General features: G+C 37.5%; 24 protein-coding genes and 1 tRNA gene. 10 read left to right on the top strand and 15 right to left on the bottom strand.

The window, feature by feature from the left end:
- Nucleotides 1–104: 104 nt before the first annotated feature.
- Nucleotides 105–728 (top strand): CatA-like O-acetyltransferase, encoded by a 624-nt coding sequence (locus OVA16_RS12030; protein ID WP_267759676.1) that lies wholly within the window; start codon nt 105–107, stop codon nt 726–728.
- An 85-nt stretch (nt 729–813) separates the two neighbouring features.
- Entirely contained in the window at nt 814–1,734 is a 921-nt protein-coding gene (locus OVA16_RS12025; RefSeq protein WP_267759674.1) for an NAD(P)/FAD-dependent oxidoreductase, read from the top strand.
- Nucleotides 1,735–1,904: 170 nt separating this feature from the next.
- On the opposite strand, the gene OVA16_RS12020 is transcribed toward OVA16_RS12025, so the two are convergent.
- Together OVA16_RS12020 and fbaA are read right to left on the bottom strand one after the other, a co-directional pair.
- Complete coding sequence (locus OVA16_RS12020) at nt 1,905–2,387, bottom strand: low affinity iron permease family protein (protein ID WP_267759672.1); 483 nt, start codon at nt 2,385–2,387, stop codon at nt 1,905–1,907.
- 213 nt (nt 2,388–2,600) lie between these two features.
- The gene (fbaA, locus tag OVA16_RS12015) at nt 2,601–3,680 is read right to left on the bottom strand and encodes a class II fructose-bisphosphate aldolase (protein ID WP_267759670.1); all 1,080 of its coding nucleotides are present in this window, start codon (nt 3,678–3,680) and stop codon (nt 2,601–2,603) included.
- Between the two features lie 529 nt (nt 3,681–4,209).
- On the opposite strand from fbaA, the gene accD reads away from it, so the two are divergent.
- Both accD and OVA16_RS12005 read left to right on the top strand, forming a co-directional pair.
- Complete coding sequence (gene accD / locus OVA16_RS12010; protein ID WP_267759667.1) at nt 4,210–5,055, top strand: acetyl-CoA carboxylase, carboxyltransferase subunit beta; 846 nt, start codon at nt 4,210–4,212, stop codon at nt 5,053–5,055.
- A 372-nt stretch (nt 5,056–5,427) separates the two neighbouring features.
- Nucleotides 5,428–6,504 (top strand): acyltransferase, encoded by a 1,077-nt coding sequence (locus OVA16_RS12005; protein ID WP_267759666.1) that lies wholly within the window; start codon nt 5,428–5,430, stop codon nt 6,502–6,504.
- A 92-nt stretch (nt 6,505–6,596) separates the two neighbouring features.
- Here the strand turns inward: OVA16_RS12005 and OVA16_RS12000 are convergent, their stop codons facing one another.
- Nucleotides 6,597–9,155 (bottom strand): zinc-dependent metalloprotease, encoded by a 2,559-nt coding sequence (locus OVA16_RS12000; RefSeq protein ID WP_267759664.1) that lies wholly within the window; start codon nt 9,153–9,155, stop codon nt 6,597–6,599.
- Nucleotides 9,156–9,569: 414 nt separating this feature from the next.
- The gene (gene holA / locus OVA16_RS11995; protein ID WP_267759661.1) at nt 9,570–10,589 is read right to left on the bottom strand and encodes a DNA polymerase III subunit delta; all 1,020 of its coding nucleotides are present in this window, start codon (nt 10,587–10,589) and stop codon (nt 9,570–9,572) included.
- Between the two features lie 117 nt (nt 10,590–10,706).
- Here holA and OVA16_RS11990 point away from each other — a divergent pair, with 117 nt between their 5' ends.
- On the top strand, nt 10,707–11,165 hold the full coding sequence (locus OVA16_RS11990) for a type I restriction enzyme HsdR N-terminal domain-containing protein (protein WP_267759659.1): 459 nt from the start codon (nt 10,707–10,709) through the stop codon (nt 11,163–11,165).
- An 8-nt stretch (nt 11,166–11,173) separates the two neighbouring features.
- On the opposite strand, the gene OVA16_RS11985 is transcribed toward OVA16_RS11990, so the two are convergent.
- Both OVA16_RS11985 and folK read right to left on the bottom strand, forming a co-directional pair.
- On the bottom strand, nt 11,174–11,551 hold the full coding sequence (locus tag OVA16_RS11985; protein WP_267759657.1) for an Hpt domain-containing protein: 378 nt from the start codon (nt 11,549–11,551) through the stop codon (nt 11,174–11,176).
- Nucleotides 11,552–11,563: 12 nt separating this feature from the next.
- Entirely contained in the window at nt 11,564–12,055 is a 492-nt protein-coding gene (gene folK / locus OVA16_RS11980) for a 2-amino-4-hydroxy-6-hydroxymethyldihydropteridine diphosphokinase (protein WP_267759655.1), read from the bottom strand.
- A gap of 108 nt (nt 12,056–12,163) precedes the next feature.
- Between folK and sppA the strand changes: the two genes are divergently transcribed.
- The 3 genes from sppA (at nt 12,164) to OVA16_RS11965 (ending at nt 16,203) form a co-directional block, all read left to right on the top strand.
- Complete coding sequence (gene sppA / locus OVA16_RS11975) at nt 12,164–13,930, top strand: signal peptide peptidase SppA (RefSeq protein WP_267759653.1); 1,767 nt, start codon at nt 12,164–12,166, stop codon at nt 13,928–13,930.
- A gap of 95 nt (nt 13,931–14,025) precedes the next feature.
- On the top strand, nt 14,026–15,702 hold the full coding sequence (locus OVA16_RS11970) for a DNA polymerase/3'-5' exonuclease PolX (protein ID WP_267759651.1): 1,677 nt from the start codon (nt 14,026–14,028) through the stop codon (nt 15,700–15,702).
- Between the two features lie 3 nt (nt 15,703–15,705).
- The gene (locus OVA16_RS11965; protein ID WP_267759649.1) at nt 15,706–16,203 is read left to right on the top strand and encodes a SixA phosphatase family protein; all 498 of its coding nucleotides are present in this window, start codon (nt 15,706–15,708) and stop codon (nt 16,201–16,203) included.
- Between the two features lie 85 nt (nt 16,204–16,288).
- Here the strand turns inward: OVA16_RS11965 and OVA16_RS11960 are convergent, their stop codons facing one another.
- From OVA16_RS11960 to OVA16_RS11920, 9 genes are all read right to left on the bottom strand, one after another.
- Nucleotides 16,289–17,152 carry an AMP nucleosidase gene (locus OVA16_RS11960; protein ID WP_267759647.1) on the bottom strand — a complete coding sequence of 288 codons (864 nt, stop codon included), beginning with the start codon at nt 17,150–17,152 and terminating at the stop codon, nt 16,289–16,291.
- A 135-nt stretch (nt 17,153–17,287) separates the two neighbouring features.
- Complete coding sequence (clpX, locus tag OVA16_RS11955; RefSeq protein ID WP_267759646.1) at nt 17,288–18,526, bottom strand: ATP-dependent Clp protease ATP-binding subunit ClpX; 1,239 nt, start codon at nt 18,524–18,526, stop codon at nt 17,288–17,290.
- 87 nt (nt 18,527–18,613) lie between these two features.
- Entirely contained in the window at nt 18,614–19,300 is a 687-nt protein-coding gene (clpP, locus tag OVA16_RS11950; RefSeq protein ID WP_138731253.1) for an ATP-dependent Clp endopeptidase proteolytic subunit ClpP, read from the bottom strand.
- A 63-nt stretch (nt 19,301–19,363) separates the two neighbouring features.
- Entirely contained in the window at nt 19,364–19,723 is a 360-nt protein-coding gene (locus tag OVA16_RS11945; protein ID WP_267759638.1) for a four helix bundle protein, read from the bottom strand.
- 85 nt (nt 19,724–19,808) lie between these two features.
- Nucleotides 19,809–21,155: a trigger factor gene (gene tig, locus OVA16_RS11940; protein WP_267759636.1), complete on the bottom strand. Its 1,347-nt coding sequence runs from the start codon at nt 21,153–21,155 to the stop codon at nt 19,809–19,811.
- Between the two features lie 160 nt (nt 21,156–21,315).
- Nucleotides 21,316–21,397: transfer RNA gene (locus OVA16_RS11935), tRNA-Leu, on the bottom strand.
- A gap of 124 nt (nt 21,398–21,521) precedes the next feature.
- Nucleotides 21,522–21,899 (bottom strand): hypothetical protein, encoded by a 378-nt coding sequence (locus tag OVA16_RS11930; protein WP_267759634.1) that lies wholly within the window; start codon nt 21,897–21,899, stop codon nt 21,522–21,524.
- Entirely contained in the window at nt 21,884–22,393 is a 510-nt protein-coding gene (locus tag OVA16_RS11925; protein WP_267759632.1) for a hypothetical protein, read from the bottom strand. Before OVA16_RS11925 ends, OVA16_RS11930 begins: the two co-directional genes overlap by 16 nt.
- 91 nt (nt 22,394–22,484) lie before the next feature.
- A complete protein-coding gene (locus OVA16_RS11920) occupies nt 22,485–23,261 on the bottom strand; it encodes a helical backbone metal receptor (protein WP_267759630.1) in 777 nt (258 codons plus the stop codon).
- 185 nt (nt 23,262–23,446) lie between these two features.
- Here OVA16_RS11920 and OVA16_RS20100 point away from each other — a divergent pair, with 185 nt between their 5' ends.
- Together OVA16_RS20100 and otsB are read left to right on the top strand one after the other, a co-directional pair.
- The gene (locus tag OVA16_RS20100; protein WP_324288376.1) at nt 23,447–24,754 is read left to right on the top strand and encodes an alpha,alpha-trehalose-phosphate synthase (UDP-forming); all 1,308 of its coding nucleotides are present in this window, start codon (nt 23,447–23,449) and stop codon (nt 24,752–24,754) included.
- Nucleotides 24,745–25,635 (top strand): trehalose-phosphatase, encoded by an 891-nt coding sequence (gene otsB / locus OVA16_RS20095; RefSeq protein ID WP_324288374.1) that lies wholly within the window; start codon nt 24,745–24,747, stop codon nt 25,633–25,635. Before OVA16_RS20100 ends, otsB begins: the two co-directional genes overlap by 10 nt.
- Nucleotides 25,636–25,742: the final 107 nt, after the last annotated feature.

Raw genomic sequence — 25,742 nt, 5'->3', positions numbered from 1 at the left:
CGCATTACGATTCCCGCCTACGCGGGAATGACGCAAAGATTTGACGAATACACTAATTCATTTAAAATAATTCATCTGTGCATCTGTGGCTAAACCTAAGAAACATGAAAAAAATCAACATAAACACTTGGAAACGCAAAGACCACTTTAAACTCTTCAGCAAATTTGAAGAACCTTTTTTTGGTGTTGTAGTTCACATCAATTGCACCAAAGCCCACGCAAATGCCAAAGCAGCAAATAAATCATTCTTTTTGCACTACTTATTTAGAGCTCTAAAAGCAGCAAATGCTATCGAAGAATTTCGTTATCGCATTTTGGATAACGAGGTAATTCTTCACGAACAAGCAAGTGTTTCTACTACCATTAACCGCCCGAACGGTACTTTTGGCTTTGCTTACTTCAATTACCATACTGATGAAAACATCTTCATCGCCGATGCGCAAAAAGCGATAAAACTGGTGCAAACTACCGAAGGCTTAACACCATCGCAACCAGGTGGTAGCGAAATACACTTTTCAGCTATTCCTTGGGTAGATTTTACTTCTCTATCTCATGCCCATAGTTTCACGTTTCCAGATAGCTGTCCAAAAATATCTTTCGGTAAATTAACTGATAAAGATGGTGTTAAAACAATGCCTATTTCGGTTCACATCCATCATGGCTTGGCCGACGGCTACCATGTAGGACAATTTGTAGAACAATTCCAAAAACTGATGAACGAAGTGTAATTGTCATTCTTCCGAAAGAATAAACGCAACAATATTGCAATTAAAAAAATATGCCGTACTTTAGCACAACACGATTGAACAGAATATGGCAAATCAACAAGAGTACGATGTAATCATTATTGGTGGCAGCTACACAGGCTTATCTGCAGCAATGGCTTTAGGTAGAGCACTAAAAAAAGTTTTAGTAATTGACGGTGTTAACCCTTGCAATAAGCAAACACCGCATTCGCATAACTTCTTAACGCAGGATGGTAAAACACCTAAAGAAATTTCGGAGCTAGCTAAAGCACAGGTTGCTAATTATAAAACTGTTAGTTTCTTAAATGATATTGCCATTAAAGGAGAAAAAAGTGCCAAGGGTTTCGAAATTACCACACAAAATGGATTGATTTTTAAGGGCAGAAAACTGATTTTTGGCACTGGAATTAAAGACCAAATGCCCAATATAGAAGGGTTTGCGGAATGTTGGGGTATCAGTGCAATCCACTGTCCGTACTGCCACGGATACGAAGTTCGCCACCTAAAAACAGGCTTATTTGCCAATGGCGATATGGCCTACGAATTTGGCAAACTGCTTTGGAACTGGACCAAAGACCTTACGATTTATACCAACGGAAAATCAACCTTAAACGCAGAGCAAACCAATATATTAGCGAGTAGAAATATCCACGTGGTAGAAAAAGAAATTGTTAAAATTGCTCACAACAATGGACAAATCCAAGAGTTGGTGTTTACTGATGGTAGTTCTCAAAACTTAGATGCACTATACGCTAAAATACCATTCGTTCAACATAGTGATATTCCGCAAAGTTTAGGCTGCGAACTCACAGAAATGGGAATGCTTAAAGTAGATATGATGCAAAAAACTACTTTAGATGGCGTATTTGCCGCTGGGGATAACACGAGCCCAATGCGCTCGGTAGCCAATGCTGTTTATGGCGGTAACATGGCTGGCGCTGCAGTTAGTAAGGAGTTGATAGCAGAGGATTTTGGAGTAATTAATTGAATATTGTTAATTAACCATTCATCTATGCGTCATACCCAACTCGATTGGGTAGCCTAATGCGAAAAACATAATTATTATCGCTTTAAGATTCCCGCCTATGCGGGAATGACGGTAGATAAACAGATTTACACTTACTTAATGGATTTGGCGGAATTAACAATAACCAAAACTCATTCTTTCGGCTCATCATTTACCACTTCTTTTATCATTTTAATCATCTTTTGGCGATGCAGTTTCTTAGCTACATCAATAGAGTGCGATTGATGAATATCAGCCTCTTCATCGGCTAGCTTGGCCAAAGTAGCATAAAACTTATGGAACTGATCTAATTCTTCCTCTGTTAAATCCTCAATATCTACCATTCTATTACTTGCCTTTTCGTGCGAAGCAATCAGCTCATTCAACTTCAACTGAATGGCTTTCCCATCTTTATTTTGCGCCTTTTGAATTAAAAAAACCATTAAAAAGGTAATAATAGTGGTGCCCGTATTGATAACCAACTGCCAAGTTTCAGAATAATTAAATACAGGGCCAGTAATTGCCCAAATTACCACAATCGCTACCGCTGCAATAAAAGCTGGCGAACTTCCTGTAAATTTTGTAGCTGCGTTAGCAAAACGTTCGAATAACCCCACTTTACTTTTTGTGCTCATGATGTAAGTTTTAGAAGAGAAATTTACGGAATTATCGGGAATGTTTAGTTCTTATCGTCATTGCGAGGTACGAAGCAATCTAGAACACTTAATAATTTAACTTACTTTAAGATTGCTTCGTACCTCGCAATGACGAAAATAGAGTGCATAAAAAAGCTGAGCAAATATTGCTCAGCTTTTTTATGCACTATGACTAGTCAAAGATTTTAAATCTTACAGTTTATCATTTGCGTTAACACAGTTCAAATCTTCGAAAGCTACTTTTAAACGAGCCACAAACGCTTCTTCCGATTTACGTAACCAAACACGTGGATCGTAGAATTTCTTGTTCGGTTTATCTTCGCCATCAGGGTTACCAATTTGCCCTTGCAAATAAGCTTCGTTCTTTTTGTAGAAACCTAAAATACCATCCCAAAATGCCCATTGCAAATCTGTATCAATGTTCATTTTAATAGCGCCGTAAGAAATTGCTTCTCTAATTTCTTCTTGCGAAGAACCAGAACCACCGTGGAAAACGAAATTGATTGGTTTTTCAGCAGTTAAGCCATATTTCTCTTTGATAAAATCTTGAGAGTTTTTCAAAATAATTGGTTGCAATTTCACGTTACCCGGTTTATAAACACCATGTACATTACCAAAAGCAGCAGCAACCGTAAACTGATCGCTCACTTTGCTTAATTCTTCGTAAGCGTAAGCTACTTCACTTGGTTGTGTGTATAATTTCGAACTATCCACATCACTGTTATCTACACCATCTTCTTCGCCACCAGTAACACCTAACTCAATCTCTATCGTCATACCTAGTTTTTTCATACGCTCTAGGTACTTTGCAGAAATTTCGATGTTTTCTTCGATCGGCTCTTCAGAAAGATCCAACATGTGCGACGAGAACAAAGGTTTACCCGTTTCGGCAAAGAACTTTTCGCCGTGGTCTAACAAACCATCAATCCAAGGTAATAACTTTTTAGCAGCATGGTCTGTATGCAAAATTACTGCTACACCATAGTGCTCTGCCAATAAATGTACGTGCTTAGCAGCCGAAACAGCTCCTAAAACGCAAGCTTGTAGGTTATCGTTATTTAAGGTTTTACCAGCATAAAACTGTGCACCACCATTAGATAATTGAATAATTACTGGCGAATTTACCGCCTTTGCCGTTTCCATTACCGCATTAATCGTATTGGTTCCTGTTACGTTTACTGCTGGAAGTGCAAATTGATGTTTTTTGGCCTGCTCAAACAGTTCTTGTACTGCAGCACCATGAATTACGCCTTTGTAGCCTTTTAAACTCATTTTATATTTAGTTTTATTATTGTTTCGAAGTTAGGAAAATTAATCTAACAACTTGTGTTCTCTTACAAATGTAATCAAATTTTACTTATTGTCAATTATACACTAAGCATTAGCTTTGGTTCATTTGGTTAATTGGTTATTGGTTATTGGTTATTGAGATTTGATTATTGATAATTGATAATTGGTTACTGATAACTGATAGTTGGTTATTTCCTTAGAAAGCACTTTCAGTTTTCCAAACGTTCCGCTAGTCCCGCTTTTCGTTTCTCCCGATGAAAATCGGGATACACTGCAATCGGGTTTAATAAACACCAACCTCTGCTACTAACAACTTTGACCAACCTCTATCCCATTTGCTAAAGGTTGGTTAAAGCTAATACCGCATCGGGAACTTAAACCTGTGCACAGCACTTGCATTTTAAACCCTACCACTAATACCTAATCCCTGACCACTAATACCTAGTACCTAAAAACACTTTGCGTTAATTTTTTTTTCGTTTCTTTGTAGTCGCATTTTTAAAAAATACACATGTCTTGGTTTAAAAGAGAGAAAAAAGGAATTAGCACTAGTACCGACGAAAAGAAAGAGGCTCCAGATGGCTTATGGAACAAGTGTCCGAGCTGTAAAAAAGCCCTTCACAGTGCCGACCTTCAAGAAAGCAAGTGGGTTTGCCAATACTGCAACTACCACCTACGCGTAGGTTCAAAAGAATATTTCCACGTACTTTTTGATAACAACGAGTTTACAGAGCTTGATGAAAATTTAACTTCTGGCGACCCGTTACACTTTATAGATAGCAAACCTTATACCGATAGGATTATCGAAACCACTAAAAAAACAGGTTTAAAAGATGCTATCCGTTCTGCTTATGGTAAAATAGATGGCGAAGATATTGTAATTGCCTGTATGGATTTCAATTTTATTGGTGGTTCTATGGGCTCGGTAGTGGGCGAAAAAATCGCTAGATCTATCGATTACAGCTTGAAAAAGAAAATCCCTTTCTTAATGATTTCTAAATCTGGTGGTGCACGTATGATGGAAGCTGCATTTTCTTTAATGCAAATGGCTAAAACATCGGCAAAACTAGCTTTGTTAAACCAGGCGAAAATCCCTTATATCTCTTTATTAACCGACCCAACTACGGGTGGCGTAACAGCTTCGTATGCTATGCTGGGCGATATTAATATTGCTGAACCTGGAGCACTGATTGGCTTCGCTGGTCCTCGTGTAATTAAAGAAACCATTAAAAAAGATTTGCCTAAAGGCTTTCAAACTTCGGAGTTTGTATTGGAACACGGTTTCTTAGATTTTATTGTAGACCGCAGAGAAATGAAAGCTAAGTTGGCTACTTTCTTGAAAATGATGAAGAATTAAGGGTTAATTGTTAAACTGTTTAATTGTTAAATTGAACTGTCAACTGATAACTACCAACTGATAATTAAAAAGCAGGGCTGTAACATCTAAACAATGTAAGCCCTGCTTTTTTTCGCTCTGTACTCTTCAACACCTTATATCCTTAGGGCTTATTTAAACACAAACTGCGTTACAAGACTTTACGTTCTTAGCGATACTTAAAAAACTTTGCGGTAAAGCCAACTACAAACAAGAACTTAAATTTCGAAAAGATTTACTTGTCGCTTTTCAAATACACAAACTACGTTACAACACTTCGCGTTCTTAGCGATACTTAAAAAACTTTGCGGTAAAATCAACTTCAAAGAAAAACATAAATTTTGAAAGGGCTTAATGCCGCTTTTCAAATATTGGCAGGCAAATTATCCTTACTTTTGCCACAAAGTAAAATCGTTGAAAAACTACATCAGCAACTTAAGAAACATAGCTACCTTTGCAGTAATTGTATTGCACGTTACCGCTCCATTTGTGCTCAAATTTAATAAAATCAGCTTTGCTTCTTGGCAGTTGGCTAACTTGCTAGATTCTATGCTAAGGTTTGGTGTTCCTGTTTTCGTGATGATTTCTGGCGCTGTATTGTTAGATCGCAACGAACCATTAAACATCTTTCTACGCAAGCGACTGAAACGAATTTTTCTGCCTTTTTTGTTTTGGAGTATGGTGTACTTCGTTTTTATCTACGCAGGTAACTTCCAAAAATTTTCGATTGCACAACTTACCCAAATATTAGCAGACAAATTATTGAAAGGTACCTATTACCACCTTTGGTACATCTACATGATATTAGGCGTTTATCTATTCGTACCTATCATTAGAAAATGGGTACAAAATAGCACTAAACAAGAGCTCCACTATTTTCTATTATTGTGGGCAATAACGCTTTTCATCAATACAGATATGGCTAAGTATATTCCTAGTATCGAGGTACTGTATTTCAGCAAATATATTGGCTACTTGGTATTAGGCCATTACCTTGATAAATATGTAGAAGCTAAACCTAGTAGAAACAACGCCTACTTTATGTTATTTATTTTAGGCGTAGCTTTAACATTTTTATCTACCAGCTACCTAAGCGTTACCGCCAATCAGCTTAATATTACGTATTATAACTACCTATCGCCCAATGTATGTTTAATGGCTATTGGTATTTTCCTTTTAGGCAAAAACTGGCTACAAAAGACGAATACAGCTTTAATAAATCTGGATAGACATAGCTTCGGAATTTACTTGGCACATGTGCTGGTATTGCATTACGTATATCGGTTTACCGCACAGCTTAAAATCAATACCAATTCTACTGCATTTCTTTGCCTATATATTATTGGTTTAGCTTTAGTTACTTATCTGGTTTCCTATTTGCTAATTAGAATATTGTCTGCATTTAAACCCCTAAAATCGCTCGTTACTTAGCTCTAATAACAGTCTTTCAAAGTTGTTCAATAAAAAAAATCCCCCGATAAAACTACCGGAGGATTTCAAAAAATTTAAACCTAAGCTATTGCTTACTTTTTGCTATCTAAAGCGCTCTCAATACGATCAGATAAATCTTCTAAATGGTATTTAGTTAAGCTATCTGAAGTTGAATTGGCTTTGATTGCTTTATCTAACTCACGCAGCTGACCTTTAACTACAGAAACAGCATCGGTTTGGCTAGCAGATAAACCACTTGGCGCACCACCTCTACCACCAAAAGCAGCGGCTAAACCAGATGGAGCGGCTGGAGGAGCAATAACCGAAATCAACCTGTCTACGTAAGCTTTCTGCAAGTTTCTACGATAAACATCAATAGCTGCACCACCTTTTAATTCGGTAAAAATCGAAGCATTCAAATCTTTGAATAAATCAGAAATTTTGTAAGCCGTTGCACCATCAGCAGCCTCAGCAGCAATTAAGTTGCCTAATACTCTTGTAGATACCACACGGCCTAAAGCAGCATTTTGCAATTTAGAAACTACTACCAATGGGCTTTCGTTAATGTTATCTAAAATAGATTGGTCTAACAACCATTTAGGCGTAGTAAACACTTGGGCATTTAACCAGTTCATGGCTTCTTTTTGTGTTGCCGCTGGTGTACGCTCATAAATTAAGCCTGCTTGATCTACAGTTTTTGGATTTTCGTAGATACCGCCTACGTTTTTACTAACGTGACCAATATAACGACCTAATTGAGTAGTTAATTGACCGTACATGTTACCTAGCTCATCATAGTTTTCGCCTGGTTGTTTAGTCCAAGTTTTAAGATTAGCTAAAATTACTTTTAAGTTCTTGATACCATAATCACTAGCTTTCATGGCATTGTCGCTCAAATCTTCACTTTGCGAGTGCGGATCATCTGGATTGGTTTCCGTACCGAACCATAAACGTCTGTTTTTAGCAGCTTCTACCGTCATTTTATCTAATATTTTCATATCAGAAGTTACGTTTTTACTATCTGGAAAGTATCTGTATCCCCACTCAATAGCCCATTTATCGTAATCACCAATGCGTGGGTATAAACCTGCTTTAGAGATGTTATCTTCTGGTTGCGCCACATAGTTGAAACGAGCATAATCCATGATAGATGGCGTGTGACCATGTTCTTCAACCCATTTTTTGTTACGTAAATTCTCTGTAGGCACAGTAGAACTAGAACCGTGGTTGTGGCGCAAACCTAAAGTATGGCCAACTTCGTGTGATGATACAAAACGGATCAAATCGCCCATTAACTCATCGCTAAAGTTTACGGTACGAGCTCTCTTATCTACTGCTGCAGTTTGAATGAAATACCAATCGCGTACCAACTTCATTACGTTGTGGTACCAGTTAATGTGACTTTCCATGATCTCGCCAGTACGTGGATCTGAAATGCTTGGTCCACTAGCGTTAGGAATTTCTGATGGTTTGTAAACAATGGCCGAGTTACGGGCATCGTCTAAGCTCCAAGTAGAATCTTGTGCTTTAGTTGGCGCCATTTTACCAATAACTGCATTTTTGAAACCTGCTTTTTCAAAAGCTTTTTGCCAATCGTTAACACCAGCAATTAAATATGGCACCCATTTTTTAGGTGTAGCCGGGTCAATATAGAAAACAATTGGTTTTGCAGGCTCTACCAATTCGCCACGTTTGTATTTAGCCATATCTTGTGGTTTAGGCTCTAATCTCCAACGTTTAACCAACTCTAAATCTTTAACTCCTTGTGGGTTGGCATCGAAATCTGTATAACCAACCGCAAAATAACCTACACGAGGATCAAAATATCTTGCTCTCATTGGCACTTTAGGCAAAGCTACCAACGATGTATTAAGTTCTAAAGTGATAGAACCGCCAGATGCGCCACCGCCCATCATACCACCGCCAGCACCACCAGTTGTAGGCGCAGCGCTCATGCTGTAAGTTTTGGTAACGTTAATCTCGGTATTAGTTGGAAAAGTTTTGATCGTGTTGATAAAACTTCTATCAGCCTGCTGAGCGCCTAAACGAAATCTGGTTTTAGCCGCTGGAGAAGAAAAATAAAACACATCGTTATCACTGTTGATGAAATCTGTAGCATCAACAACAACCCCCTTATTATCTTTAGCATAAGCCGCTACGTTAAATGACGCAGCTATATTTTGTACGGTAGAATTTTGTACGTTCTTGTACATCGAAGAGGTAGAATCTGGGCTGTACGCTCTAAAACTAATTTTACGGATAAACAATTTGTTGTTTGGTCCTTTCTCAAAGCGAATAACCGAAGAACCAATTTGATCGCCAGCATAAACTTGGTTATCTCTAAGCGTAGCTGATGATTTTGATACTCTGCTAACTACCAAAATATCTCTGTTCAGCACAGAATCGGCAATTTCAAAGAAATACTTATCTTCAATTTTGTGAGAGATTACCAAACCCAATCTAGTTTGAGCTTTATTGGTAATTACTTGATCATAAGGCTTAGGTTTTGCAGCCGCTGCAGCGCCTCCCATAGCACCAGGTGCTCTACGGGTACTGTCAGACGGAACCGCACCACCTTGTGTTGGGCGTTGAGCGTGGGCAAATGTTACCGCTCCAGCAACCATCAGTAGTGTAAATAAATTTTTCTTCATCAATTTGTTGTATAAGTTAATTGTGAAGTAAAAGTAAGTTTCTAGCTACGAATATTTCAGAATTAGATATAACTTCTTAGTTACAAGACGAAGAAATATATTACCCTCAGCATTGTCCCTAAAAATCCTATCGTGTGGACACATCTTTTGCTCTTTCTTATGAATCACGCGTCATTCCCGTGAAAACGGGAATCTTAATGCAATGGACATAACCTTTAATCGCTTTAAGATTCCCGCCTACGCGGGAATGACGACAAACCCTCGGACTTGTGTCCACACGATAGGAAAAATCGGGATGCACAAATTTGGCAGGCAATATTTTAGAAAATTTGAGCAGTAGATGAATAAATTATTGCTACACTGCAGAATTTACTAAAAGAAGCAAATAATCTGTGCATCAGTAGCTAAAAAAACTTAATGTAAAATCTTAAACACCAGTTCTTTCAACAAATCGCCATCAGCTATGTTACCCGTACTATCCAAGCCTTTGCTTTTCAAATCGTATTCCCTCAGCAAACTAATAATATCAAAGGTTTTACCTGCACTAAATGTACGTGCAGCTGTTTCATAATCTTTAACAAAATACGGACTTACTCCTAACTCTCTAGCGGCATCGTTTTTATTAGGCAAATAATGATACTTTAATATCTTAGAGAAATAAGAATTAAGGTTGGCCATTACCATAATCATTGGGTTGGCTTTGGGGTTACCAGCAAAATAGTTGATAATCTGATTGCTCTTCAACACATTTCGGGTAGCCAAAGCTTTCTGCAATTCGAAGACATTGTACTCTTTACTAATACCAATATTACGTTGGATATGATCAGTCTGTATCGTAGTGCTTTTATCAATATTTAAACACAATTTTTCTACTTCGTTGGCAATTTTAGAAAGATCTGTTCCTAAATACTCTGCCATTAATGCAGCAGCTTGCGGATCTATTTTATAGCCCTTGCTTTTGATATGCTCCTCTATCCACGGCATCAACTTATAATCTCTTACCGGATCACTCTGAAAAACCAGCCCATTGCTATTGATGGCTTTGTAAATCTTCTTCCGCTTATCGAAATTGGCATATTTATAAGCTAAAACCAAAATAGTGCTGGGCAAAGGCTTTTCAAAGTAAGCTAAAGTAAAATCGGCTTCTTTACTCGCTCCCTCGTTTCCCAATTTTAAATCTTGGGCTTCCTTAACAATAATCAGCTGATATTCAGACATCATTGGATAACGCTTTGCCGCATTCATGATGGTAGCCATATCCGTATCCTTACCATAAAGAACGGTTTGATTGAAACCTTTTTCCCCATCAGACAATACATGCTTTTCCATGTAATCTACAATCTGATCAATGTAATAAGGCTCTTCGCCCTGCAACAGGTAAACTGGTTTAAATTTTCTAGCTTTTAAATCCTTGATGATATCCTCGGCACTCATACTTCAAAATTACGATTTTAGATTTACGATTTTAGATTTGTCTGCTGTAGTAGCTAATTTTTGCTTTCTCTCTATATACTTTTAACTTTCTACTTTAACTTTTAACTTTACCCCTCCATGTTTAACCCTACTCCGCTTAACCTACCCTTTTATCCATTTAAAATTACCCAAAGGGATGGGCTTTATTACATATTTGACGAAGCCAGAAAAAAGCACTTGGTTCTTACACCCGAAGAATGGGTGCGCCAACATTTTATCAAATATTTGATTAGCGAAAAACAGTTTCCACCAACTTTAATGCAAATTGAAGGAGGTTTAAGTTTAAACCAAACCAAAAAACGTAGTGATATTTTAGTTTACACCCAAAGCGGAGAAAAGCTAATGGTTATAGAATGTAAAGCGCCATCAGTAAATATCACGCAAGCAACTTTTGACCAAGCTGCAAGATACAATGCTGTATATAAAGCAAAATGGTTAGCAATTACCAATGGCTTAAACCACTATTATGCAGAAATAGACCATCATAACAAGGCATTTAAGCTAGTAGAAGAGCTGCCAACATATAGCCAATTATAAGCACTGCTTTAAAGCTGCCGCTCTAATTCAGTTCTAGATTTTGCCACTTGTGTTAAAATAACCGTTAATTCGGCTTTAATTTCGGCAAGTGCAGACGGAATAATTGCCAAACCTACACCTTCTTTTGCATTACGCTCAATCACCTGTACATAATCTCTCACATCTTCTCTACCTACGTAATAAAAAGTTGGCTTTACTTTATGTGCAAATTCAGAAACAGCTTTCCAATCTTGGGCATCTACAGCTTTTTGCAAATCCTCCATATATAAAGGTATCTGTTCTACCAAGGTGTCCAACATTTCAATCATAAATTCGGCGCTATCGCCAGACATTTCTCTTAAATAGGATAAATCTAAATCTTCTTTACTCTTAGTTAAGTTGATCATACTTGCACTTTGTTATATTTTTTCGACAGTTAATTTATCGGTCAAGTTAAATAAAATGCTCGAAACTTTTTCTTTTAACACCGGATGAATGAAATCTTTTGCAATTTCATTTAGCGGCTCTAACACAAATCTGCGCCTATGCATTTCAGGATGAGGCACATGCAAATCATTGTTCGAAAAAATCAAATCGGCATAAAAAATAATATCTATATCAATTAAACGCTCGCCCCAGCGTTCTAACCTTACTCTTCCCATTTGCTGCTCAATGCCCAACAAAGTGCTAAGCAAAGTAAGCGGCTGCAAATGTGTTTGTACACCAATGGCCTGGTTTAAAAAATTAGGCTGATCTGTCTTGCCCCAAGCAGCTGTTTCATATACACCAGAGGCAGCAAAAACATCCCCTACCTCATTGCTTATCAGCGCAATGGCATTTCTTAAGTTATCAGCCCTATCGCCTAAATTAGTACCCAGTAACAAATAAGCATTTTGATGCTCTAATTCCATATACTTTTTGTTTAGCTAAAAGCATTGTATTTATTGCGCTTGTTTAGCTTAATTGCCGTATATCACAATGCATTTTTTATATTTACAAATTAAACGTTATTAAAACTTATGAAAGAATTTTTCAAATATGTTTTCGCTACCGTATTCGGTATTGTCATTTCGGCAGTTATTTTGGGCATCCTGTTTTTTGTAGTATTTGTGGGGATGATTTCGTCTATTGGAAGCGAAAGTGAAACGGTAGTTAAGAAAAACTCCGTGTTATTTCTTAACCTAGACCAAGCCATTATAGAACGTACACCAGAGGGGTCGTTTGGTAGTTTATTTGGCGGTGCCAGCGATAAAAGTATAGGTTTTAACGATGTAATTAGAGCCCTTAAAAAAGCACAAACCGACGAGAACATACAAGCCGTTTATATTAATGTAAGCGCTCCAAACGCAGGCATGGCAACTATGCTTGAAGTTAGAAATGCGATCATTGATTTCAAGAAAAGCAAAAAACCAGTAATTGCTTACAGCGAAGTTTACTCTCAAGGCGCTTATTATTTGGCTTCGGCAGCTAACAAAGTTTATTTAAACCCAGAGGGAGAACTAGAATTTAAAGGTTTTAGCTCTAATTTGATGTTTTTTAAGGGTGCCTTAGAAAAATTAGGAATTGAAGCGCAGATTATACGTGTAGGAAATTACAAAAGTGCTGTAGAACCGTTGATTAACACTAAAATGAGCGATTATAACCGCCAACAGGTAACCGCTTATGTGAACGGCTTATACGATACTTTTTTAACTGGTATTTCGCAAACCCGTAAAATAGAAAAAGACAGCTTGTGGCAAATTGCCGATCAATATAAAATCCAATTACCTAAAGATGCTTTGGCTTACAAAATGGTAGATGGCTTAAAATATAAGGATGAAATTTTAGACGAGCTAAGAAACATTACCGGAACAGACAAGAAGAAAGACATTAACTCGTTAAGCATCAACGATTATATCAAAAGTTTAAGTACCGAAGGCGAATCTAGTTCTAAAAACAAAGTAGCTGTAATTTATGCCAACGGCGATATTGTTGGTGGCGAAGGCTCTGATGAACAAATTGGTTCTGAGCGCATTTCTCGTGCCATTAGAAAAGCCCGTTTAGATGATGATGTTAAAGCCATTGTACTTCGCGTAAATTCTGGAGGCGGTAGCGCTTTAGCTTCTGATGTAATTTGGAGAGAAATGGTACTGAGCAAAAAAGCAAAACCCGTAATTGCTTCTTTTGGAGATGTAGCCGCATCTGGCGGATATTATATTGGTTGCGCTGCTGATAGCATTTTTGTACAACCTAATACCATTACTGGTTCTATTGGTGTTTTTGGGGTAATCCTCAATTTCCAAGAGTTGTTTAATAATAAATTGGGATTAACTTTTGATGGTGTAAAAACTGGCCAATATGCTGATATTATGAGCAGCAACCGCCCATTAACACCTGCCGAAAGAGCAATGATACAAAAAGGCGTAAACAATATCTACAACACTTTTATTACTAAAGTGGCAGATGGTAGAAAGAAAACCAAAACGCAAGTAGACAGCTTGGGTGGCGGCCGAGTTTGGATTGGTACCGATGCCGTTAAAAATGGGCTGGCAGATAGATTAGGAAGTTTCAAAGACGCAGTAGCTTCTGCCGCTAAAAAAGCAAAACTAAAGGATTACAAAGTAGTGGAATATCCAGAAAAAATTGATCCATTGAAAGAATTTTTAGGTGCTGCCAAAGATAATGTGAGCGCTTATTATGCTAAAAAAGAGTTTGGCGAAAACTATGTATTGTACAAGCAAATGCAAAAAGCAATAAGCAATACGGGTATACAAGCTAGAATGGATTATGAAATTAGAATTAAATAATTTGTAACAGTTTAATTGCGCTATTGTTAAATTGTTTTAGAGCTGGCAGTTTAAAATAGCAATATAACAGTACAACAATTCAGCAATAAATCCACATGGAAAACAAACCCATAGCACGCACACTCAGATTACTATCTCAGTTAATGGAACTTCATAACGAAAATCCGTTTAAGATAAAATCTGTAGCTAACGCGGCATTTAAAATAGATAAATTACCTTTCGCTATTTCGAGTAAACCCATTAGCGAAATTGACAAAATAGATGGCGTTGGCAAAAGCATTGCCGCTAAAGTTGTTGAGCTGTTAGAAACTGGAACTATTGTAGAGCTAGAAACTTTATTGAGCCAAACGCCTCCAGGCATTGTAGAAATGTTAGCGATTAAAGGTATCGGACCTAAAAAAATCGGTATCATTTGGAACGACCTGCACATTGAGAGTATTGGCGAACTCTATTATGCTTGTAACGAAAACCGCTTAATCGAAGCGAAAGGCTTTGGTTTAAAAACTCAAGAAGAAATTAAAAAAGTAATTGAGTTTAAAATGGCTGCTAGTGGCAAATTTTTATACGCCCAAGCAGAGCCAATTGTTAACGACCTACACGAAAAGCTATCCGTTTGGTTAACGCAAATAGACCACGAATGCTTATTTGCAGTTGCGGGCGAGTACCGTAGATTATGTGAAATAATTGAAGAAGTTGTTTTGGTAGTAGGACCTGAAACTCCAGACATTATTGCAACAGAACTGATTAATTTAGAACTTGGATTTGTAGAAGCAAGTCCAAATATTTTTAGCACCCAACTAGAAAATGGTTTAAATATCAAACTGTTTATTGTTCCAAAAATTAATTTCTACTTAGATTATTTTAGATTAACTGGTAGCGAAACACATGTTGATCAAGTTCTTGCTTTGGCAGGAGATCATCCTTTCAAAAACGAAGAAGAAATTTATGCTAAAGCAGGTTTAGATTTCATTGCTCCCGAATTACGTGAAGGCTTAAATGAAGTACAGCTGGCAAAAGAACATCAATTACCGATACTTATTACGGATAGTGATTTAAAGGGAAGTTTGCACAATCACTCTGATTGGAGCGATGGCGTACATACTTTAGAAGAAATGGCCTTATACTGCCGTGATGTGTTGAAATTAGATTATTTAGGTATGTGCGATCACTCTAAATCTGCGTTTTATGCCAATGGCCTAAATGAACAAAGAGTGTATGCCCAACATCAACAAATTAACGAGTTGAACCAAAAACTAGCACCTTTCAAAATTTTTAAAGGCATAGAAAGCGACATTTTGTACGACGGATCTCTCGATTACAGTGACGACATTTTAAAAACTTTCGATTTTGTGGTAGCTTCTGTTCACACTCAGCTAAAAATGACGGAAGAAAAAGCCACCGAACGTCTACTGAAAGCCATCGAAAACCCTTATACTACCATTTTAGGCCACCCAACGGGAAGGTTGTTGTTAAGCAGAAAAGGTTACGAGATTGATTACAAAAAAGTGATTGATGCCTGTGCGGCTAATGGCGTAGTCATCGAAATCAATGCTAATCCATTGCGTTTAGATTTAGATTGGCGCTGGCATCGCTATGCGTTAGAAAAAGGCGTGCTACTTGCCATTAATCCAGATGCGCACCGTAAAGAAGGCTTTTTAGATATGCGTTATGGGGTTATGGTTGCACGAAAAGGTGGTTTAACTGCCGAAAAGTGTTTAAATGCATTTTCTTTAACAGAAATAACTGATTTTTTTGCCAGCAAGAAACCGTAGTTAATGAAACAACTTTTCGTAATTAGACATGCCAAATCTGATTGGGGAGATTTTAGCCTCAAAGATTTTGATAGACCTTTGAACAAAAGAGGCCATCACAACGCACCAGAAATGGTAGCACGCTTTGTAGCTAAAGGCCTTAAACCAGATGTGATGGTAAGTAGCCCTGCTTTACGAGCCTTAACTACTGCAAAATATTTTGCTACTGGCTGGCAGCTAAAAGCCGAACAATTAAGCACCAACCCTTCTATATATGAAGCAGATACTAAAACGCTATTACAAGTCATCAACAGATTTAATGATGATTTCAATAGCATTGCCTTATTTGGCCACAACCCTGGCTTAACTAACCTGGTAAATTACTTAACCGACGGACAGATAGCCAACATGCCAACTTGTAGCGCAGTAGTAATCGAATTTCCTTTTGATGAATGGAAATTGATTAGCAGCAACACAGGAAATTTAGTGTTATTTGATTACCCAAAAAGTGGGATGGATTGAACCCCTCTCTGTCCTTTGGACATCTCTCCCCTAAAGGGGCGAGAGTCTAACTAGGAACATGTGTTGCAAAATGCAAATGGGCCGATTAAAACTGAAGGTGTTTAACGGTTAAACCTCCGTTGATCAATTGTTTCAACGAATCAATACCTATTCTTAGGTGTGTTTCTACATAGTTAGCTGTTACCGAGCTATCACTTTCGGTTGTTTTTACTCCTTCGGGTATCATTGGCTGGTCTGAAACTAACAACAAAGCTCCAGTAGGAATTTTGTTAGCAAAGCCAGTGGTAAAAACCGTAGCTGTTTCCATGTCTACTGCCATGGCACGCAAGCTTTTTAGATACTTTTTAAATTCTTTATCGTGCTCCCAAACCCTACGGTTGGTGGTATAACAAGTACCAGTCCAGTAATCTCTAGAGTGATCTCTAATAGTTGTAGAAATAGCTTTTTGTAAAGCAAAGGCAGGTAAAGCTGGTACTTCGGCAGGTAAGTAATCATTAGACGTTCCTTCTCCCCTAATTGCGGCAATAGGAAGGATCAAGTCGCCAATTTGGTTTTTCTTCTTTAAACCACCACATTTTCCCAAAAACAATACCGCTTTAGGCTGAATAGCAGTTAGCAAATCCATCATGGTAGCTGCAAGCGGGCTACCCATACCAAAATTGATAATGGTAATACCGTTGGCGGTTACACTCTGCATTGGTTTGTCTAAGCCGTAAATAGGTGCATTGTCATTCCATTCAGAAAACAGCGATACGTACTTACTGAAATTGGTTAGCAAAATATACTGACCGAATTCATCCAATGGCCTACCTGTGTAACGGGGCAGCCAGTTTTTCACAATATCTTCTTTGGTTTTTAAACCCTTTCTTACTGGTGTTTCAACCTCTTTAACTCTTTTCGCTTTCTTTACGATTTCTTCATCTTTTTTTACATCTTTTTCTTCATTCATACATTTTCTCCTTTTTTTAAATTTATAAATTTTTGTTCATAGTTCATAGTTAATGGTCAATGACTATAAACTATGTGCCATCAACTACAAAACCAACAGGTTAAAAAAATCCCGAACAAGTCGGGATTTTATATTTTAAGCTGCTTTAAGTTTTTTGAAATCAGATTTCTCAAACTTTTCTTTAGCATAAGCTAGTGTAATCTCCAACTCTTTTACATCTGTTTCAGATGGGGTGTCATACATGGCATCCAGCATTATCGATTCGCAAATAGATCTTAATCCCCTTGCCCCAAGTTTAAATTCCATCGCTTTATCTACAATAAATTCCAATACTTCGTCATCAAACTTGAGCTTTACATTTTCATAATTGAAAAGCTTCACATATTGCTTTGTTAACGAATTTTTAGGTTCTGTTAAGATATTACGCAATGCGGCTTTATCTAAAGGCACCAAATGCGTTAGTACCGGAATACGTCCAATTAGTTCTGGAATTAGACCAAAAGATTTTAGATCTTGCGGCGTAATGTACTTATACAAGTTCTTAAAATCGATATCGGCTTCCTCTTTCTTCACTTTGTAACCTACGGCCTGGGTACGCAATCTGTTAGCAATTTTTCTTTCTATACCATCAAAAGCGCCACCGCATATAAAAAGAATGTTATTGGTGTTTACCGCAATCATTTTCTGGTCTGGATGTTTCCTACCGCCCTGAGGTGGTACGTTAACAATGGTTCCTTCCAAAATTTTTAATAAAGCTTGCTGCACACCTTCGCCACTTACGTCCCTGGTTATCGATGGATTGTCGCTTTTACGAGCAACTTTATCTACTTCATCAATATAAACAATGCCACGCTCTGCCGAAGCCACATCATAATCAGCAGCTTGTAACAAGCGGGTTAAAATACTTTCTACATCCTCGCCTACGTAACCAGCTTCAGTTAAAACTGTAGCATCAACAATACAAAATGGTACGTGAAGTATTTTAGCAATGGTTTTAGCCAAAAGTGTTTTACCAGTACCTGTTTCGCCAACCAACATAATGTTAGATTTTTCAATCTCTACTTCATCTTTGTCTATCTTCTGGCTTAAACGTTTGTAATGGTTATACACCGCTACAGAAAGCACTTTTTTAGCATCATATTGTCCAATTACATACTGATCCAAATGCGCTTTAATTTCGGCAGGCTTAAGCAGTTTAAACGATTCGTCAAACGCTTTACCTTTTTTACTTCCTAGTTCTTGCGCTAGCAACACATTGGCTTGGGTAACGCATTTATCACAGATGTACGCATCCAAACCCTCAATTAACATTAAGGTTTCGCTTTTAGGAGTGCCACAAAACGAACAGTGTGAATCTTTACTTTGTCTAGCCATTTTTATTTTTGTTATGAGCTACGGGTTACGTGTTATGAGTTGTGCCGGCCTAGACCTACAACTTTTAACTCGTAACCCGCAACTATTTTATTTTGTTCCGCCTAATACTTCATCAATCATTCCAAATTCTTTCGCTTCGGTAGAGGTCATCCAATAATCACGATCAGATGCTTTTTCTACCCACTCGTAAGATTGTCCAGAGTGTGATGAAATAATGTCATATAATTCTTTTTTCAATTTAAGCATCTCTCTCAAATTGATTTCCATATCTGACGCTACACCTTGTGCCCCGCCCGAAGGTTGGTGGATCATTACTCTAGAGTGTTTTAACGCTGCACGTTTGCCTTTAGCACCGGCTACCAATAAAACCGCCCCCATTGATGCCGCCATACCTGTACAAATGGTGGCCACATCTGGTGTGATGTACTGCATGGTATCGTAAATACCTAAACCTGCATAAACCGAACCACCGGGAGAGTTGATATAGATTTGGATATCCCTATCTGCATCTACCGATTGCAAGAACAACAACTGTGCTTGAATGATGTTTGCATTTTGATCATAAACTGCATCACCTAAAAAGATGATACGATCCATCATTAAACGAGAAAACACGTCCATTTGTGCTACGTTTAATTGGCGCTCTTCAATAATGTAAGGCGTCATGCCTTTCGGAGAATTATTAGTTGCACCAATAAATCTATCTACGTTTAATCCGTTAATTCTATGGTGTTTAACGGCATATTTTCTAAATTCGTCTTTGTCTATTTTCATGATACGTTTTTCGATTAGCGTTTGGCGTTTGGCGTTTCATTATGCCTAGGCCAGACGATATTGTTATTTGAGCAAATATTTTCTAAGGTTTGTTAATTTTCGTGCCAATTTATCTAATTCCTCTAGATAATAAATTAATTCGTTGTCAGAAATTATCTTTCTACGTTCCAATACTACTAAAATATTTGCATTCTCGAATACCGATCGATGTGCAATATTCAAATAATGAGCGAATTCCTTGTTTGAAATAGACCCTGAATCTTCGGCTATATTATTAGATATGCTAAGAGCAGCCCCATTGAGCTGCTCTGCAAATCTGTATTTCTTATCTTCTGACAAACGGTCAGCTATGTCTAACAATTTGTCTGTAATTGCGATGGCTAATTGCCAAACTTCCAAAGCTTGAAATTTAAATTGGCTCATATCAATAGGTAAATGATTAGCCAATTTACAAACATTTGGCGAGTTACACGGCATCGCTAAACGCCAATCGCCAAACTCTTATCTTTTACTTCAACTCCGTAAACTTATTGTAAGCAATTTCTTTTTCGTTTAAAGTAGCTACCGATTTGATATAATCGAAAACTTTCAATGCTTTTACCTCTTCGAAAATACGGTTAGCATTTTCTCTTTCTTGCAAGAAGTTAGCCGCATATTGTGCCAATTGATCTTCTGGAAGTGGAGTTGGGCTGTACATTCTAAATTGCGCATCTAAACGTTGCTTAGCAGCTTCTAAAACGTCAGTATATTCAATTTTGATGTCGTTGTCTTTAATGATTTTATTTTCGATCAAAGTCCATTTTAAGTTTTTAGCGAAATCATCATAACCTTGAGCTAACTCTTCGTCAGTTAGTTTTTCGTTAGTAGCTTTTAACCATTTACGTAAAAACTCATCTGGCAATTGCATTTTAGTTTGCTCAGTTAACTGCGCATAAATATCGTTTTGTAATTTACGATCAGCATCTTGCTTAAACATTGCCTCAATCTCTTCTGTAATTTTAGCAGTGAAACCAGCTTCGTCTTTTACAGCATCAGCACCAAAGATTTTATCAAAAAACTCTTGGTTTAAATCAGCCTCTTCTAAACGGTTAACGTTTTTAACAGTTACCGAGAATTTAGATTTCAACTCAACAGCATCCTCTTCGCTAATGTTTAACAATTTAGCAATTGCAGCAGCATCGCCGCCAAAAGCTTTGTTTACATCAAGCTCAAAAGTATCGTCTTTTTTAACACCAACTAAGGTTTTTAAGATTTTCTTGTCGGTTATTAAATCTAAACGGATAGAGCCAGTAGCAACAATACCGCCTTCAAACTCAGAACCGTCGTTAGCTAATTGCTTCAATTCGGCGTAAAGCACATCACCCTCAGCAGCAACCTCAGGGTTTGTCATTTTACCATAGCTCTTACGGATATTTTTGATACGCTCATTTAACGTTTCTTCATCGGCTTTAACGTTATAGTGCGTAAATTTATCTTTAGAAGAAACTTCGATATCAACAGCTGGAGCTAAACCTAACTCGTAAGAAAAGTTGAAAGTATCGTTGTAATCCCAGTTATAGGCACCATCCTCTTCTTGCACAGGCAAAGGTTGACCTAAAATCTCAACGTTGTTATCTGTAAGATATTTTGAGATGTTTTCGTTCAACATATTGTTGATTTCTTCTACCAAAATGCTTTTACCGTACATTCTTTTGATGTGTGCAGCTGGCACCATTCCTTTACGGAAACCTGGTAAATTAGCTTTTTTAGCCTGCTCCTTAATCGCTTTCTCTACGTTTGGAGTGTAATCTTCAGGGGCTAAAGTAATTTTTACTAAAGCATTTAAATCGTCAACTTTTTCCTGTGTAATATTCATTTAGATATAGTTTTGTGCCAAAGGCATCCCTTTGGGAAGATATGAGATTTGAGACAAAAAGCTAGTCCAAAAGCACACATCGATTTCTGTTTATTTCTTTATCAATGTCTTTTTAAAATAAAACCGTCCCGATGTGTATCGGAACGGCCTTTATCTTTAGTGCGGAAGAAGGGACTCGAACCCCCACGCCGTGAAGCGCCAGATCCTAAGTCTGGTGCGGCTACCAATTACGCCACTTCCGCAGTTAGGATGTATTTAGGACTGCAAAGATAGAAATTACATTGGTTATTTCGCAACATTTGCAGAAAAATTTTCATTTTATTTCTTATAAAAACCTAACCCATTCATATTCAGTAGAAATAATTTCTAACGATAAGATACACCGCTTATAGACAATACCTCTGCTCCTTTTGCTATTTGATTTGAATTTGCCCTTACGTCAAAATGAACAGCAGCAGGACACATCATTTCTGTATATCTAGTTTTTTTAAATGGTACGGTTACGATTTCATTTTTAATTAACCTAAACAGGCTAGTTTCTTTCCACTCGGCATTTAACACCTTAGTTTTAGTAGCTTGCACCGGCTTCCCCTCATTGGCTACTTGGTCTATTGCGTTTACACGTTTAAATTCTCCAACAGCATTTAACAAATAACCATCACAAGTAAAATCTCGTTCAAATTTCTTGCCTGCGCCTTCTACCACAAAGCGCACTTTTTTATCTGCAATCAACAGCAAAGACATTTTAACTTCTTCCCCGGATACCAGTAATATTCTTTTTGAGCAGGCGCATTCTCAAACACTGATTTTTGTCCACTCTCATGTTCCGTTCGGCGTAAAAAAGGTCTAAATGCTTTTCTGGATTTAGATATTTGACCATTTTCTTCTTTAACTACTTCCCAGGTTAAGCCGATATCTGTTTCTTGGTTACCCATACTGCCACCTAAATAAATCGAAGGATTATCTAAATACTGTCCTGTTTTTTTTGGATGTTTTCTATCCTCATCAAAAACAATAGTAGGCAAAACAACTGTTCCTTCTATGCCTCGCCAGTAATCATGACTAGAAACTAATTTGCGATAATAAGCACCAGCAAAACATGGCTTTTGTTTCTCTGGCAATACCTCATTAAGTATAACGATGTCTTTATTGCTGGTTAATGATTGAGTTTTGTTAACTCCGCATGCAGCTAAATTACTTAATCCAACTACGGCAAAGCCAAATATTAATCGACGCATATTTTCAAAATTTTAAAAACTAAATTATAATTTTTAAATTATTTTAAAAATAAAAGAGTGTATTTATTTTTCAATTAGTTGATTTTGAAACTCAAAAAAGTATTGAACAGCTTTCACCAAACGGCTGCCGTACCAAGAAAACATTTCGCCATCTACCAAAATCACCCTTAGTACTCGGCAAAACTGATTGAATTTCTTCGATGTGCTTCTCTTTGAAAGGATAAGGTTCTGAGGACAGGAATAAGAGTTGCGGGTTAAGTGTTACGAGTTGCAAGAGCTGACTTTCGGGATATCTAGTTTCAGTAATGACATTTGTTAATCCAATCTTTCTTAAAACATCATCAATAAAGGTATTTCTTCCAGCAGCCATATATGGGTCTTTCCAAATTAAGTAAGCTACGGTTTGATCAATCTTTTTCTCTACTGCCAAAGTTTGCAAATCTCTAAAACCAGCATTAATTAAATGGTTTAAGTAGGTGGCTTCTGGTTGTCGATCTACCAAAGCACCTATATCGGTAATCGTCTGCATGGCATCTTCCAGGTTGTAGATATCACTCATCCAAACCGGAAACTCCTGTTGCAATAGCTCAATATAAGCTTTGCTATTTTCTTCTTTATTGCCAATAATAAGGTCTGGCTTTAAATCTCTAATTTTTTCGATTTGCAGTTTTTTAGTTCCACCAACTTTAGCTTTCGATGCAAATTTCTCTATCGGATGTATGCAGAATTTGGTAATGCCCACCACTTCTTCATCTAAACCTAAATCAAAAAGCAGCTCGGTTTGCGAGGGTACAATAGATATTATCCTTTTAGGAGGATAATTAATTGTAATTGCATTGCCGAGATGATCTGTAAAAGACTTTTGCATTAGACAAAGATAGCTTTATTAAAAAATTAAATTGCTTTAGCATATTAGCGTACGGGCGAAAAATATTTCGCCCTAGCTACTTCGGCTGCTCCAACCACCACCCTAAATGGGCGAAAAATATTTCGCCCCAACAAACAAAAAGACTTTAAAAACCTTTTTATATATAGGATACTTAAGATAAAAGCATGAGCAGAACAATTATTATTTCGAATAGACTACCCGTAAAAATCAGTAAAAACAAGGGAAAATACGTTTTAAAGAAGAGCGAGGGCGGATTAGCTACTGGACTTGGCGACGTTTACAAAAGCGGCAGTATGCTTTGGGTGGGTTGGCCCGGCATAGATATTCCCGAAAAAGACCAACCAGAAATTGCAAAGCAATTAGCAACACTAAATTTAATACCAGTATTTTTAACGCAAGAAGAAATTAATCTTTTCTACGAAGGTTTCTCTAACGAAGTGTTGTGGCCAGTTTTTCATTACTTGGTTACCTACGCCCGCTTTGAACAAGCCTATTGGGACAGTTATGTTACTGTAAATGAAAAATTTGCAGCGGCAACACAAAATGCTTTTAACGAAGGCGATAAAATATGGATACAAGATTACCAACTTTTGTGCCTACCGTCGTTATTAAGAGAGCGCCTAACAGATACTACTATCGGATTTTTTCAACATATTCCCTTTCCATCTTTCGAGATTTTCAGACTAATTCCGTGGCGAGATAAATTAATTGAAGGAATGTTGGGTGCAGATTTAATTGGTTTTCATACTTATGATGATGTTCGCCATTTTTTAAGTGCTGCCTCTAGGCTTACCCCGGTTACTTTCTCGTCAAATGTAATTTCTAAAAATAACCGTCAAATTATTGTAGAACCTTTCCCCATGGGTATAGATTACGATAAATTTGAGAAGCTACCGTTACAACGACAGGTATTGGCAGAAATAGACAACTTTAATAGCGAAAAAAGTGGTAGAATTGCACTATCTATCGATAGACTGGATTACAGTAAAGGTATTTTAGAACGTATTAGGGCTTTCGAATTACTGCTACAGTTGAACCCAAAATTTATCGGAGAAATCAGTTTATTCATGATTGTGGTGCCATCTAGAGATACTGTGCCACAATACAAGGAACTCAAAGAGAAAATCGACCAGTTGGTGGGTAATATCAACGCAAAATATAGAACCTTAGACTGGGTGCCGATTAATTATTTCTACCGCTCTTTTCCTATAGAAACACTTTCGGCGATGTATAGCGTAGCTGATATTTGCTTGGTAACACCAATGAGAGATGGCATGAACTTGGTAAGTAAGGAATACGTGGCCAGCAGAAGAGACGACACAGGTGTATTGATTTTAAGCGAAATGGCCGGTGCTTCTAAAGAGCTTAACGATGCCATTATTGTGAACCCTAACAACATTGGCGATATTATGAACGCGATTGTAGAAGCTTTGACCATGCCTGTAGAAGAACAAAAAGAAGAATGCAACTGATGCGGGCCTTGGTAAGTAAATTTAACGTAAAACGATGGGTAAGCAACTTTTTAAGCCGTATGGACGACACCAAATTGCTGCAGCATTCGCTAAAGACCAAACATGCCGTAAACAAAGTAAGGCAAGGCATCATTAACAGATACACCTCTACCCGAAACCGTATTATTTTTCTAGATTACGATGGTACTTTGGTGGGTTTTAAAGGTAATATAGATGATGCCAGTCCTGATGAAGAATTAATAACACTATTGAAAGAGCTGAATAAAGATCCTCACAACAAAGTAGTAATTATAAGTGGCAGAAAACACGAAACCCTACAAAGCTGGTTTGGAGACTTAAACCTTGGTATTATTGCTGAACACGGCGCTTGGCAAAAAAAACCTAACGATGAATGGCATTCGCTACCGATGTTAAACGACCATTGGAAAAACGAGATTACCAGTATTTTGAACACTTATACAGACCGCACCCCGGGATCATTTATCGAAGAAAAAAGTTTTTCTTTGGTTTGGCATTACCGCAAATCTGAAAGTGGTTTAGGCGAGCTTAGAGCTAATGAGATCATCAACAACTTACGCGTTTTAGCCGCCGATAAAGGCTTGCAGATTATGCCTGGCAATAAGGTTATAGAGTTTAGAAACATGGAAGTAAATAAGGGTAAAGCCGCTTTAAATTGGATGCACGAAACGGAGTATGATTTTATTTTAGCCATGGGCGATGACCATACCGATGAAGACATTTTTAAGGCTATGCCAAATAGCGGAATTACGATCAAGGTAGGCAGCGAGGTATCAGAAGCGAAGTTCTACTTGAACGACCATAAGGAAGTGAGGGAGTTGTTGAGATCGATATTGGCAGAGAGCAAACAACTCTCATTATAATTTACCCGTAAATTTTACAGCTATCATCTGTATCTTCTAAAAATCAAATGTAGACTTACGAAGTTTTTAAACGCCGAAGCCCTCAACTTTTCCATAAGAGAAATAAA

This window comes from Pedobacter sp. SL55, assembly GCF_026625705.1.
Classification (GTDB): Bacteria; Bacteroidota; Bacteroidia; order Sphingobacteriales; family Sphingobacteriaceae; genus Pedobacter.
The sequence above is the reverse complement of the archived record's forward strand: the minus strand, read 5'-3'. Positions and strand labels throughout refer to the sequence as shown.